The sequence below is a fragment of the Autumnicola aciditolerans genome, from assembly GCF_041679265.1.
Taxonomy (GTDB): Bacteria; Bacteroidota; Bacteroidia; order Flavobacteriales; family Flavobacteriaceae; genus Autumnicola.
This window is the reverse complement of the sequence record NZ_JBGFSM010000008.1, coordinates 205,665-218,948: the sequence shown is the minus strand read 5'-3', so window position 1 is coordinate 218,948 and position 13,284 is coordinate 205,665. Positions and strand designations below refer to the sequence as shown.

The window sequence follows — 13,284 nt, the reverse complement described above, 5'->3', positions numbered from 1 at the left end:
ATGAATCGAAAAAAGCAAATATCAGGGGGAATTTACCTGGTGATAGACCCGGCAGTAAAAGAAGAGGAATTATTTTTTAAGCTGAAAATTATTCTGAGCCAGGAAATCGCCGCGGTGCAAATCTGGGATAATTTTTCATCTTCTGAAGAAGAGCAGCTTAGAATAGTAAATCAGGTTGTAAATATCTGTCATTCGAAAAACGTTCCTGTACTGCTGAATAACAACTGGAAACTATTGGAGAAATCTAAGGCCGATGGCGTTCATTTTGATGAAGTTCCTGAAGATTTTGAAATTGTCAGAAAAAATTCAGAAGAAAATGCGCTTTTTGGGCTTACCTGTAATAACGATCTATCGGTAATAGAATGGGCCGAAAAGCATGAGCTCGATTATATTTCCTTTTGCTCCATGTTCCCGTCGCAAACCAGCAACAGTTGTGAAATTGTGACCCATGAGAGCGTTAAAAAAGCAAGGGAGATCACAAAAATGCCCATTTTCCTGGCTGGAGGAATTCAAGATTCTAATGTTGCAGCATTAAAGGACCTGGATTTTGACGGCATAGCCGTGGTTTCAGGAATTATGAGCGCTAAAGATCCCGGTGCCGCCACTAAAAATTATTTAACCGAATTAAACAAGCTGAAAAATGAAATTTGCAACCATAAATAAACTTTGCTGCCCTTTTGATAAAGAAGAAATAAAACTCACCAGTATTTCTAAAGATCTAGAAGAAAATGTAATTGAAGGTTTCCTTACCTGTACAAAATGTAAAAGAATTTATCCCATTATAAAGGGAATTCCCATTATGAACCCGGATGAGTACCGTGAATATAAACTGGAACAGCCTATACTTGAAAAATGGCAAAAACACATGCCGGGGAAAAAAATTGAAAATTTCAGACTGGTGGAGGATGAGAATTTAAGTATCCAGGAAAAGAGTTAAAGAGTTAATGAGTTAAAGCTAAATATGGATAAGAAGGGAATTGAAAATGCCTTTTCTAATTCTAAGTTTCACCCTTCCGTCAAAATCAGCCTTAGCTGATTTTGACACCTTCCCTTGAAAGGGAAGGAGCTGTTCTTAATTTCAAGTAAAAAAGCAGAAATTGAGAAGGAATTATCTACCGTTTTAATAATTTAACCCACAACACACAACCTACAACAAGCTTAGAAACCAACATTATTTCTGCCTTTTTCTTTCATTTAAATACTTATGATCTGTTAAATCAAGGATCATTGGCGTAATGCTGGTTTTTCCATTTCTTATGGCCCAGCGATCTGTTCCCTTTTCCACATTTTCAATCTGTACCACGGTAAACCAATAATGCTGCCGCCCCATTGGATCCTTATTTGCGATTACCTTACCGTCATAATGCCTAACCGATTGATTTGTCCAGATTACTTCACCTTCAGGAGAACGTGGGAAATTGATATTTAGCAATTTACGTTCATCTTCATGAACCACTTCTTTAAGGGCTTCAGCAACAAAAGGCTCCAGGGCTTCAAAGTCTGGCTCCTCCTCTCCTACTGAAACGCTAAGGGCAATTCCGCGGATATCAAAAAGAACCGCCTGTCGAGCCGCTGAAAGCGTTCCTGAATGCCAGGCCGAATTTCCCAAATTTGCCCCAATATTTATCCCGGAAAGGACCAGGTCTATATTTTCAAATAAGTGGGTGCCCAGGGCCACACAATCGGCCGGAGTTCCACTTACCCGGTAAGCCTCCATGCCTTCAAATTGAATAGGCGATTTTTTATAAGTAAATGGTTTCCCGGAGGTAATGGCCTGCCCCATGGAGGACTGCTCCACATCTGGCGCCATTACTATCACTTCTCCATACTTTGCGGCAACTTTTGCGAGGCAGGCAAGCCCCGGGCTGTAAATCCCGTCATCGTTGGTAACTAGTATTTTCATAATTTCAGTTTTGGTTGCATCTCCTGGTTTAAAATACAAAATTCAGCTTTTCCAGAGGTTTAATTTTTTAAAAACCAGCCGATTTTATGTTTCCTGTAACATCAGCCTAACAAATGTTCTTAATGCCAAATTAGGCCCTTCAGTAAAAATCATAAGATATCGTTAATCCAATTTTACGGAGAATAAATGTGATTAACTTAGTATGAAACAAGAGCATTATGAAGACCATCCAAATAGTGCACAATCCTACCGCAGGAAATGGCCGGCATACCAAAGAGGAACTCATTGATATTGTAACCGCTTCCGGTTATAAAGCCGAGTATATCTCTACCAATTACCTGTTCTGGAAAAAGCATTTTAATGCTGCAGGGGCCGAAGCAATTTTAGTGGCGGGAGGAGATGGTACCGTTAGAAAACTGGCTAAAAACCTTCTAAATAAAAAAGAACGGGCCAGGCCGCTGCCCATACACCTTATCCCGCTGGGTACCGCAAATAACATTTCCAAGGTTCTCAACATTGCCCAGCATAAAGAATCCCATAAAATTGACCTGGACCGCAATCCTTCCCGTTTTAGCTATGGAAAAATAAAAAGCCTGGGGAATAAGGATTTCTTTCTGGAAAGTTTTGGCTTTGGAATTTTCCCGAAACTAATTGCGGAGATGAAAAAAAGAAAAACTCCCGATGACCCGGAAGAAAAATTAAATAAAACCCTGGAAGTACTGCTGGAAATTGTAAAAAGCTACAAGCCAAAAAAAGCAAAAATTGAAACAGACGGAGCAACCATAAAAGGATCCTTTCTCCTGGTGGAACTCATGAATGTTAAGCTTATTGGTCCTAATTTTCTCCTGGCCCCATCAGCTGTGCCCTCGGATAAACATTTTGACCTGGTTTTAATCCCTGAAGAAAAAAGGAAGGAACTGGAAAGCCATATTGGGAACTTGATAAAAGATAAAGCTCAGGAGCAGGACCTGGAAAAGCTGGTAACCATTATTCCCGTTCAAAAAGCAAAGATGAAATGGAGCGGCTCCCATATTCATATAGACGATAACCTGAAAAGAAATTACTTCAGGAAAAACTTCAAAATAAAACTAGCCGAGGATTATCTTGAATTCTTCACCGATATCTGATTTTTTTTACTCCGGATGAATGAAATTCTCTATTTCTTCATCTGAAATTTCCGGATTGGCACCTTCTTTAGCCGCTACCAACGCTCCAAGGGCGCAGGCATAATTAAGCGCCTCCTGCTCTTTTTTCCCCTGCAGCAGTTTTGCTATAAGAGTGGCCAGAAAGGAATCTCCTGCACCCACCGTATCCTTTACCTTAATTTTGAAACCGCTGTTGTAAAATAAATTCCCGTTATTCATAAATACCGCGCCATAACTTCCTTTAGTTACACAAATAGAAGAAGCCAGAAACTTTTCAGCAATAAAATTTAAATTCTGCTCCAGGGAATTATATTTTGAGCCTAAAAGGGCGGCAATTTCAAATAGTTCCTCATCATTAAATTTAATGAAATCTGCCAGCTGCATCAGTTTCAGCAGAATTTCTTTTCTGTAGTGAGGTGGCCTGAGGTTGATATCCAGAATTTTATATTTTGCTAATGGCAGTAGAGCGAACAAGGTACTTCTGCTTACCTCATCACGGCACACCAGGCTGCCAAAAATAAAAGCATCTGCTTCCTTTACCGATTGCTTCATTTCTTTGGAAATATTTATTTTATCCCAGGCAGATGGATAGTTGATCTCATAAGATGCCGAACCGGAAGGAGACAAACTTACCTGCACAATTCCGGTAGAAAGATTTTCATCTTCTGAAACATGTTTGGTGTCAACATTATTGTTTTTGAGATAGGTAAGCAATTTCTGCCCTCTTTCATCTTTTCCAATTTTGCTAAGCATTTTGGTATGAATTCCGAAGCTACTTAAGCGGGAAGCTACATTTAGAGGTGCCCCGCCAATTCGTTCTTCATCCGGAAAAACATCCCACAGGATTTCACCAAAACAAACTGCTTTTTTTGTATTCATTTATCCTCTTAATTTTAAACCTGATATTGTTTCAGTTTTCTGTATATCCTGACTAGTTTTGTGTTCCCATTATTGGCCACGGAATTTTATTTTCTCTTTCCCCAGGGATAATTCTTCGCTTAGTTCCTCCAGTGTTTTTCCTTTGGTCTCTGGCATCATAAAGATCACAAATAAAAGCTGTAGTACCATCATAAACGCGAAAAAGGCAAAAACATAGCCCGGGCCTACAGAAGTAAAAAGCACAGGAATAACCGATGGTACCAGAGCTGCGAGTACCCAGTGAGTGGAAGAACCAAAGGCCTGTCCTGAGGCACGTAAATGGTTCGGGAAAATCTCAGAAATAAAAACCCATATTACCGCACCCTGGCCAATGGCATGGGCAGCTATAAAAATAAATAGAAAAACCGGCACCCACAGTCCGCCCCACTGTAGAAAAAAGGCCGTCGCCACGAGAGAAAGGGAGATTATATAACCAATGGAACCAATAAACATAAGTTGTTTCCTTCCTAAACGGTCAATTAAGAACACCCCAAATAAGGTAAATATAAGGTTTACCACTCCTACACCTATACTGCTTAAAAGCGCAGTACTTTGTCCCAGCCCTGCAGCTTCAAATATTCGAGGTGCATAATACAAAAATGCATTTATTCCGGATAATTGATTAAAAAAGGCTATGAGGAAGGCAAGAATTAAAGGCAGGCGGTATTTTGAGTTAAAAATGCTCTCCCGTGTATCCTCGCGCTCTGACTGCTTTTCAATTTCGAGCAGTTTCAATTGAATATCCTCTTCAGGATAAATAGTTTTCAATACTTTTTCAGCTTCCGGAATTCTGGATTTAGAAATTAACCACCTGGGACTTTTTGGAATAAAAATAACAAAAACAATATAAATAAGTGCAGGCACAGCTTCTACCCCCACCATCCACCTCCAGGGTTCTTCCCCGGTATTTCTAAGCAGGTAATTAGATAGAAATGCCACCAGGATACCTAATACAATATTAAATTGATAGAGGGACACCAGGCGGCCCCTTTTATGCGGAGGAGCAATCTCAGATACATAGGCCGGTGCAGCAATAGTAGAGGCGCCCACACCCAGGCCGCCTATAAATCTAAATACGGCAAAAGTGAAGGGATCATTTACCAGGGCAGATCCCAAGGCAGATACAAAATATAATATCCCAATAATGATGAGGGTATTTTTTCTTCCGAAGATGTTAGTGGGAAAACCTCCAAAAACCGCTCCCACCACTGTCCCCCACAAGGCCATAGCCATTACCACTGAACCATGAAACGCATCTGAAGTGTGCCACAGTTCCTGGAGTTGCTTGTCTGCTCCCGAAATTACCACGGTATCAAAGCCAAAAAGAAATCCTGCCAATGCAGCACTTATTGACCAGGCAAAAATTTTATTCATACAATTTAATTTATACCACTAATCTAGGCTTAATATAAGGGATCATCAAATTTTAATTTCTCTCTTTAAAACTATTGTCTCTATAAGCAACTACTCCTAGAGGTTTATCTTCAACCAGTAATACTTACATATTTATTAAAAAAAAAGAATAATATTCACCATTTCAATAATAATCAACAAGCGACTAAAAATGTTTTATATTGCATATAAATCTTTTGTAAATGCAGTTAAATCATTATATAGACCATACTAATTTAAAAGCCTTTGCCACACCATACGATATCACAAAACTTTGTGCCGAAGCTAAAGAACATAAGTTTTTTGCCATTTGCGTAAATGGATGTTATGTAAAAACTGCTAAAAAAGAATTACAAAATTCCGCAGTAAAAATAGCAGCCGTTATAGGCTTTCCACTTGGGGCTATGGATACCCAATCCAAAGTTTTTGAAGCCAAGCATTGTGTTGCCAATGGTGCTGATGAAATTGATATGGTTATAAACATTGGGCAGCTTAAGGATGGTAATCTGAAATATGTAAAAAATGAAATTTCTGAAATAAAAAATATCATTGGCGCAAAAATCCTGAAGGTGATTATCGAAACCTGTTATTTAACTGAAGAGGAAAAGATTTCTGCCTGCCGGTGTGCGCTGGATGCGAATGCAGATTATGTTAAGACCTCTACAGGATTTGGTAGCGGAGGAGCTACTTTTGAAGATGTAAAACTGATGAAATCTATAGTTGGAGAACAACTTGAGGTAAAAGCTTCAGGAGGCATTAAAGATGCTGAAACAGCAAAAAAATATATAGAGCTTGGTGCAAGCAGGCTTGGCACTTCGTCAGGAATTTCCATAACCGCAAAACTTTAAAATGAGCATACATATTGAAGCCCAAAAAGGTGAAATTGCAGAAACCGTTTTATTACCGGGCGACCCGTTAAGGGCAAAATGGATCGCAGATCACTTTCTGGATAATCCCGTTCAGTACAATAACATTAGGGGAATGCTTGGTTTTACCGGCAGCTATCATGGTAAAAAGGTTTCAGTACAGGGTACGGGCATGGGCATTCCTTCAACCCTTATTTACTGCCATGAACTTATTAACCATTATGGGGTAAAAAACATGGTTCGGGTAGGCTCGGCTGGATCTTACCTTGAAAAGGTTAAAATTAATGATATTGTTATTGCCATGGCTGCTTCCTCTACTTCCGGGATCAATGCCGCTCGGTTTCCCGGAGCGAACTTTGCACCTACCGCGAATTTCAAACTTTTCACCAAAGCAGCTAATTTTGCCATTCAGGAAAATATTCCTATACATTCGGGAAATATTCTATCTTCTGATATCTTTTATGAAGATGACACAGAAGATTATAAAAAATGGGCAAAATTCGGTATTCTTTGTGTGGAAATGGAAACTGCCGGTTTGTACACTATTGCCGCACAACATGATGTCTCTGCCCTTTCCCTGCTCACCATCTCTGATTCGCTGGTAACCAGGGAAAGTCTTTCTTCAGAAGAAAGGCAAAAATCATTTTCAAACATGATTAAAATTGCCCTGAGTGTTTTGTAAGGCTGTTTACTACATCGTTTCTTCGAAGATGTTTTCATGAACGGCATTTTGCTTCAGTAAATCGTAATGCCCTTTTAAAGATTGCCACAGGGTCTGTTGCCGGTACGGCAGGTTATTGGCAAGTGCAAAATCTTTAATAGATTTAGTAATTTCAGGATAATATACATGATGTACATTAGGGAAAAGATGATGGGCTATGTGATAATTAAAGCTGCCCATAAAAAACCTTACAAAAAAGTTGTCATTAGACACATCATTAGTGCATTTTAACTGATGCTCAAACCAGTTATAAGGCATCTGCCCACTTTCATCTGCCTGAGGAAAATCACTATGGATATTTGCATGGGGAGAAAGAAGTACCAGCAGCGACAGCAGGCTGGCAGTTAATATCATAAGGCAGAAGCCCAATAGGATACTGCCCCACCTTACCCCCAATACCATCTTTGGAAGCAGAAGCAGGTAAAAAAAGAAAAAGCCTTTAAACAGAAAAAGTTTAACAAACTCTTTTTTAGGAATCTTCACTATTTTCCTTACAATGGCATGATCACTAAAAAAGTCCTTAAAATCTCTAATTACTAACCAGTTGAATAAATAGAATGGGTACATGAAGGGTAAATAGATATGCTGGTAAGCATGCATTTTCCGGGCTTCAGCATGAGGAAAAACCCTTACCATTGGACTTTGCTCAAAATCACTGTCCCAATTCATAATATTAGGATAGGCATGATGAAGCTGCAAATGACGAATTTTCCAGATATAGCTGTTGGCTCCCAGCAGATCAAAAAAGTAAACATAGATTTTATTCATCCATTTAGCAGAGGTAAAAATTACTTCATGCACGGCATCGTGTACGAGGTTTAAAAAATTAAGCACTAAAAATATTCCCAGCAGGAAATAAGAAAGATAAAATACACCAGGTGTATTTCCATAAGAAAGTAGCAGGGCATAAACTGAAAAATACAGCAAGGGAAAAAGAAAAGCCTTTAATTTAATCTCAAACCTTTTGCTTTTCTCCAGCATTTTTACTTTATCAAATACAGTTTTTCTTAAAGCTGAAAATTTTATGTTGGTATTCTTTTGGTATTGAGGCGGGCGGAGACTAAGATTTTCCATTATACGCAATTTTGAAGTTCTAAAATCAAGAATGGAGTTTCACTTCGAAATTAAAAGATGCCACGAAAACCTGCAAAGAATTAGCATTAGATTAAGATAGTCTAATTTTTAAATGGTTGAGGCTACCTGTAGAATAAAAAAAAATTCAACTACCTCAATTTATAAAACCAGGCGTATCCCCTCCACTGCTGTAGCAGCTATCAGCTTTAAATGGGCAGTGAATAAATGAAGCCTCACAAAAAATAACATTTCATTTCCAATGGGGTTACCTCTGAGTATTTTAGAGTCCTTCAATAAGAGGTTTTGCTTTCTCTCCAAAGTTCATCAAAGAGCACATTCAAAATCTTTTAATAGCTTTTATAGAGACCAGAGACTATATAAACGGGGTGTATCCGAAAAACCACAAGAGTAGGAATTAAAATTCTTTAGTTATGACAAATATTAAACTTTACTTTGGATTGTTATTAGTTTTATTTTCCTTCTCTTCGTGTTCTGTAAGGTTAGTAGATTTTACCGCTATAAGTTCTAAAAATGCCATTTAGGTATTGACAGGTCCCAGGGAATCAAAACAGAAGGTGAAAAATCCTATGTTTTCGGGATTGGTTTCAACATAAAAGACGCCATGGATATTGCCCTGGAAAACGCCGGTCCCGAGTATGATATCCTTATGGATGGAGTGGTAAGATATGCCAGTTATGTATTTGTAACGGTAATAAACGTGGAAGGAAAAGCCTATAATTCTACAGAAATGCGCACAGCAATGGGAGCATTGGAGTATGACGAATGGTTAAGCTATCATGAGACCTACTCTAAACATGTCAAAAAGCAAGCTTTTAATTGATTACAACCTACAAGTGATGTTATCTGCAGTTTTCTTAAGTAGCATCTGGGCTAGATTAAATTAAATATAAAGATTCCTCTGAAGATGCTTCAGGGGAATTTTATGAATTACATTACCTACCATTATTTTATAATTGCCAAGATTGCCTTTCTAATTTGCTGCTTACCTCTAATCTTCTTTTAGTAACACTTCAATAGCATTTTAGCAATTAAATCATAGAAAATGATCTGCTCCTGTCTCTTTCTTCTGAAGAGTTTCCGGATTTTTAAAAGCCCTTCAACAATTGCAACCCACAGATTATTAGTTGAATATAATTTACTAATAGTTGTGCCATAACCTTTATTTTTCGTTTTTTTTGTTAACTTAGATCATATCCCCAAACACTTCTCCTAATTTATTATTAATAATTATATAGGTATGAAGAGTTTGATTGCCTTATTATTAATCACATGCTGGAATTTCTATTCCTTTTCGCAGCATAAGGAAATAGATTCCCTTGGCATCCTACTAAATAATACCAGTGAAGATTCTGTAAAAGCAACTATTTTAAATGAGCTGTCTTATTTGAATTATACCAGCAATCCTGAGAAAGGTATAGAAACTGCCAGGCAAGCCATAGGTATTGCAAGAAAATTAAATATACCAAAATTGCTTGGGCAGGCATATACCTGTTTGGGACATAACTACAGTTCTCTTGGTAATTCTGAAAAAGCTAACAAAAGCTACAATAAAGCCCTTACCATTCTTGAAAGCGCTAAAGATTCTACCGGTGTTATAAAGATCAAATTTGCAAAAGGCCTTCTTTATTTTAGCCATGCCCGTTATGCCGAATCTACAAGAAATTACAAAGAAGTGTACCAATTTTTTAAGCAAAAAGGAGATTCTGCAACCATGGCAAGGGTATTAGGCAGCATCGCTATTAATAATATGTACCGGGGAGCATATTCTGAAGCACTTTCTATAAATTTTAAAGCACTAGATATATACCAACATATAGGTATGGAAAATAGCTTAAACAGCGCTTTTATATTATCTAACATTGGCATACTTTATAATCACCTGGAAAAATATCCTAAATCCCTAAAATACCAACAGAAAGCCATTGGAATATATAAAAGGGAGCATTACTTTTTAGGGGTTGCTAATTCCCTGCTTAGCATTGGTAATATCTATGATAGTACAAATGAGTCACAAAAAGCTATTGACAGCTATGAGAAAGCTTATGCTATTGGAAAAAATATTGGGAATAAAAAAGTAACTGCAGCCAGTATGACTAATTTGGGCATTGCCTATAAAAGGATGCACAAAGATGCCAAGGCGCTTAAATTTCTGTTACTTACCGATTCTATTTACAGGGAACTGCAAGATCCACACAACCTTGCCATTGTATGCAATGAGGTAGGAGAAATATATTTGCACAGAAATGCTCAGCAAAATAATGATCTGAGGGCAGGCAAAAGGTATTTTGAATATGCTCTGGAATTTGCAAATAAATCCCAATATTTAAAGCAGAAAATAGTGGCTTTAGATAATCTTGCAAGAGTTTATGAGATAAAGGGCAATTTTAAGGAAGCCCTGGAGAGAAAATCAAAGGCGATGGCCCTTAAAGACAGCTTATTTTCTTCAGAAAAAACAGAAGAAATTGCACAACTGGAAGCGCAGTATAGATTAGAGGAACAAAAAGCGATTCTAAAAGCTGAAAATCAAAAAAAACGTGCTATCGCCCAAGCGGAAATTAAAAGACAAAAATTATATAAAAATATTTCTATTCTGGGCGGCAGTGGTATAATCCTTTTCGCAGTTATTGGCTTTATGTTATATACCAAAAAGCGGGATGCAGTTTACCAAGCGATCCAGGCTGAGTACCAAACCAAAGTTGCCGATGTAGAGCTTAAAGCCCTGCGATCACAATTGAATCCGCATTTTATTTTTAATGCCCTCAACTCTATAAATGATTATATCTCTCATCATAAAATTGAAGATGCCAACCACTATCTCACCAAATTTGCCAGGCTAATGCGGCTTATCCTGGAATATTCAGCAAAAAAAGAAATTACAATAAAAGAAGATTTGGAAGCACTGGAGCTGTATCTTCAACTGGAAAAATTAAGATTAAATAATAAATTCTCCTATTTTTTCTACATAGAGAAGAGCATACATTTAGAACATACTTTTATTCCACCGTTACTTCTCCAGCCATTTATTGAAAATGCCATCTGGCATGGTTTGTCCGGAAAGAAGGGACCAGGGCTTATAGGTATTAAGATCTTAGATAAAAAGAACCACCTCCTGTTCACCATTGAAGATAATGGGGTAGGCAGGAAATTTAACGAAAATCAACGTAAAAAAGGAACTAGCTCAGTAGGGATAGAACTCACCCGCAACCGTATTGAAATCATCAATAATTTTAATAAAACCAAAGGGAGTGTGAGGCTCATTGATCTTGATGAAGGCCTTCGCGTAGAAATTGAGGTTCCTCAAAAATACTATGATGATGATTAACGCAGTTATTTTAGATGATGAACAACATTGTGTGAATCTCCTGGAAAATTTAATAAACTCTTCAGGAGAAATTATATTATTGGCTTCCTATACCAACGCTGAACAGGCATTGAAAGAAATGCAAAATAATAGCCCGGATGTACTTTTTCTAGACATACAGCTGGGGAACCAAAGTGGTTTTGATTTTCTTCAGAAGATAAATAAAGTAGACTTTGAAATAATTTTTACCACCGCTTTTTCTGAATATGCAATCCAGGCTTTTAGATTAAGCGCCGTAGATTATCTTCTAAAACCTATTGATGAAAAAGATTTTCATGATGCCATTGTTAAGCTCAAAAAAAGAAGGAACCAGAGTGCAATTTCCCAACAGCTTGATATATTGTTTCATAACCTTGAGGAAAATACGTCTTCAAAAAAAATTCATGTATCCACCCAGGATAGTATCTTGTTTATAGATTTGGAAGACATTCTTTACTGCCAGGCAGATATTAACTATACCTACTTGCACGTATTTAAAAATGCAAAATATACGGTTTCAAAAAGCCTGAAACATTTTGAAAAATTATTAATACCTTTCAATTTTGCCAGAATTCATAATTCATATATTGTAAATCTCAACCATGTGGTAAAATATACAAAAGGAAAAGGAGGATATGTTACCTTAAAAAATAATACTGTTTTACCGGTTTCCACCCGGCGGAAAGAAGATTTTTTAAACAGGTTGAGATAATGTTATCTAAAACTCAAATATTTAAAATCAATAAAACCAATAATTTTAATATGGAGAACTATAAAGCCAGTGAAAATCGTTATGAAAATATGGAATACCGCCGCTGCGGAGATAGCGGAATAATGCTTCCGCTCATTTCAATTGGCCTGTGGCATAACTTTGGAGATCATGATGATTTTGATAATGCCAGACAAATCCTTCGCACCGCTTTTGACAACGGGATTACCCATTTTGACCTTGCCAATAATTACGGACCACCTTATGGTTCGGCTGAGAAAAATTTTGGGAAAATCTTCAAAGAAGATTTTAAAGCCTACCGGGATGAATTGATAATTTCTACAAAAGCAGGATGGGATATGTGGCCAGGGCCTTATGGTAATTTTGGGTCAAGAAAGTACCTCATTGCCAGCCTGGACCAGTCTCTGCAAAGGATGGGGTTGGATTATGTGGATATCTTTTATCATCACCGGCCAGATCCAGATACTCCTCTTGAAGAAACTATGGGAGCGCTGGACCAGATTGTAAGGGATGGAAAAGCTTTATACGTGGGAATTTCTCAATATTCTGCCAAAGAAACTTCAAAAGCTGCTGAAATTCTCAGGGAACAAAGAACACCTTTTTTAATACATCAGCCGCGCTATAACATGATGGACCGATGGGTGGAAGACGGTCTCCTGAATACTTTAGAACATGAAGGTGTGGGCAGCATCGTTTTTTCTCCTTTAGAACAGGGAATTCTCACCTCTAAATATCTGGATGGCATTCCTGAAGATTCCCGCGCCGCTACTGAAGGCAGCTACTTAAGTAAATCACAAATTACACCGGAAGTAGTAGAACAAGTTCAGAAACTTAATAAGATTGCCCAGTCTCGTGGCCAGAGTCTTGCACAAATGGCCGTAGCATGGTTATTAAAAGATAAACGGGTAACCTCGGTGCTGGTAGGGGTAAGCAAGGTTTCACAGCTGGAAGATAATATTGGAGCTTTAGATAATATTGAATTTAGCAAAAGCGAACTGGAAGAAATAGATAAGATCCTGAAGAAGAAATAAATTTAATTTTTAACCAGATGAAAAGAGCTGCGGAGGATTTTTCGCAGCTCTTTTTAATATTTTATGATATCACAAGGGTATAAAAACCTTCAGTTTCATGTCACTTCTTCCCGTTGAGATAACAAACTGTTTTCTTAAGTAAC

Annotated in this window: 13 protein-coding genes; 9 read left to right on the top strand and 4 right to left on the bottom strand. The window is 37.7% G+C overall.

What is annotated here, in order from left to right; translation table 11 throughout:
• Complete coding sequence (locus AB8M93_RS10910; protein ID WP_373057616.1) at positions 1-663, top strand: thiamine phosphate synthase; 663 nt, start codon at positions 1-3, stop codon at positions 661-663.
• On the top strand, positions 641-937 hold the full coding sequence (locus AB8M93_RS10905) for a Trm112 family protein (protein WP_373057615.1): 297 nt from the start codon (positions 641-643) through the stop codon (positions 935-937). The genes AB8M93_RS10910 and AB8M93_RS10905 overlap by 23 nt, the downstream gene beginning before the upstream one ends.
• A 234-nt stretch (positions 938-1,171) precedes the next feature.
• Here AB8M93_RS10905 and surE read toward each other — a convergent pair whose 3' ends face one another.
• Complete coding sequence (gene surE, locus AB8M93_RS10900; protein ID WP_373057614.1) at positions 1,172-1,903, bottom strand: 5'/3'-nucleotidase SurE; 732 nt, start codon at positions 1,901-1,903, stop codon at positions 1,172-1,174.
• Positions 1,904-2,121: 218 nt separating this feature from the next.
• Between surE and AB8M93_RS10895 the strand changes: the two genes are divergently transcribed.
• Positions 2,122-3,030 carry a diacylglycerol/lipid kinase family protein gene (locus AB8M93_RS10895; protein ID WP_373057613.1) on the top strand — a complete coding sequence of 303 codons (909 nt, stop codon included), beginning with the start codon at positions 2,122-2,124 and terminating at the stop codon, positions 3,028-3,030.
• 6 nt (positions 3,031-3,036) lie between these two features.
• Here AB8M93_RS10895 and AB8M93_RS10890 read toward each other — a convergent pair whose 3' ends face one another.
• Complete coding sequence (locus AB8M93_RS10890) at positions 3,037-3,927, bottom strand: carbohydrate kinase family protein (protein WP_373057612.1); 891 nt, start codon at positions 3,925-3,927, stop codon at positions 3,037-3,039.
• A gap of 69 nt (positions 3,928-3,996) precedes the next feature.
• Entirely contained in the window at positions 3,997-5,340 is a 1,344-nt protein-coding gene (locus AB8M93_RS10885; RefSeq protein WP_373057611.1) for a sugar porter family MFS transporter, read from the bottom strand.
• Between the two features lie 221 nt (positions 5,341-5,561).
• On the opposite strand from AB8M93_RS10885, the gene deoC reads away from it, so the two are divergent.
• The gene (gene deoC / locus AB8M93_RS10880; protein WP_373057610.1) at positions 5,562-6,206 is read left to right on the top strand and encodes a deoxyribose-phosphate aldolase; all 645 of its coding nucleotides are present in this window, start codon (positions 5,562-5,564) and stop codon (positions 6,204-6,206) included.
• A gap of 1 nt (position 6,207) precedes the next feature.
• Complete coding sequence (deoD, locus tag AB8M93_RS10875) at positions 6,208-6,906, top strand: purine-nucleoside phosphorylase (RefSeq protein ID WP_373057609.1); 699 nt, start codon at positions 6,208-6,210, stop codon at positions 6,904-6,906.
• A gap of 9 nt (positions 6,907-6,915) precedes the next feature.
• Here the strand turns inward: deoD and AB8M93_RS10870 are convergent, their stop codons facing one another.
• A complete protein-coding gene (locus AB8M93_RS10870; protein ID WP_373057608.1) occupies positions 6,916-8,019 on the bottom strand; it encodes a fatty acid desaturase family protein in 1,104 nt (367 codons plus the stop codon).
• Positions 8,020-8,641: 622 nt separating this feature from the next.
• On the opposite strand from AB8M93_RS10870, the gene AB8M93_RS10865 reads away from it, so the two are divergent.
• The 4 genes from AB8M93_RS10865 to mgrA all read left to right on the top strand — a co-directional run bounded on the left by AB8M93_RS10865 (position 8,642) and on the right by mgrA (position 13,141).
• The gene (locus tag AB8M93_RS10865) at positions 8,642-8,860 is read left to right on the top strand and encodes a hypothetical protein (protein ID WP_373057607.1); all 219 of its coding nucleotides are present in this window, start codon (positions 8,642-8,644) and stop codon (positions 8,858-8,860) included.
• A 417-nt stretch (positions 8,861-9,277) separates the two neighbouring features.
• Positions 9,278-11,362: a tetratricopeptide repeat-containing sensor histidine kinase gene (locus tag AB8M93_RS10860; protein ID WP_373057606.1), complete on the top strand. Its 2,085-nt coding sequence runs from the start codon at positions 9,278-9,280 to the stop codon at positions 11,360-11,362.
• Positions 11,349-12,092, top strand: a complete 744-nt coding sequence (locus AB8M93_RS10855) for a LytR/AlgR family response regulator transcription factor (RefSeq protein ID WP_373057605.1) — start codon at positions 11,349-11,351, stop codon at positions 12,090-12,092. Before AB8M93_RS10860 ends, AB8M93_RS10855 begins: the two co-directional genes overlap by 14 nt.
• Before the next feature lie 50 nt (positions 12,093-12,142).
• Complete coding sequence (gene mgrA, locus AB8M93_RS10850; RefSeq protein ID WP_373057604.1) at positions 12,143-13,141, top strand: L-glyceraldehyde 3-phosphate reductase; 999 nt, start codon at positions 12,143-12,145, stop codon at positions 13,139-13,141.
• Positions 13,142-13,284: the final 143 nt, after the last annotated feature.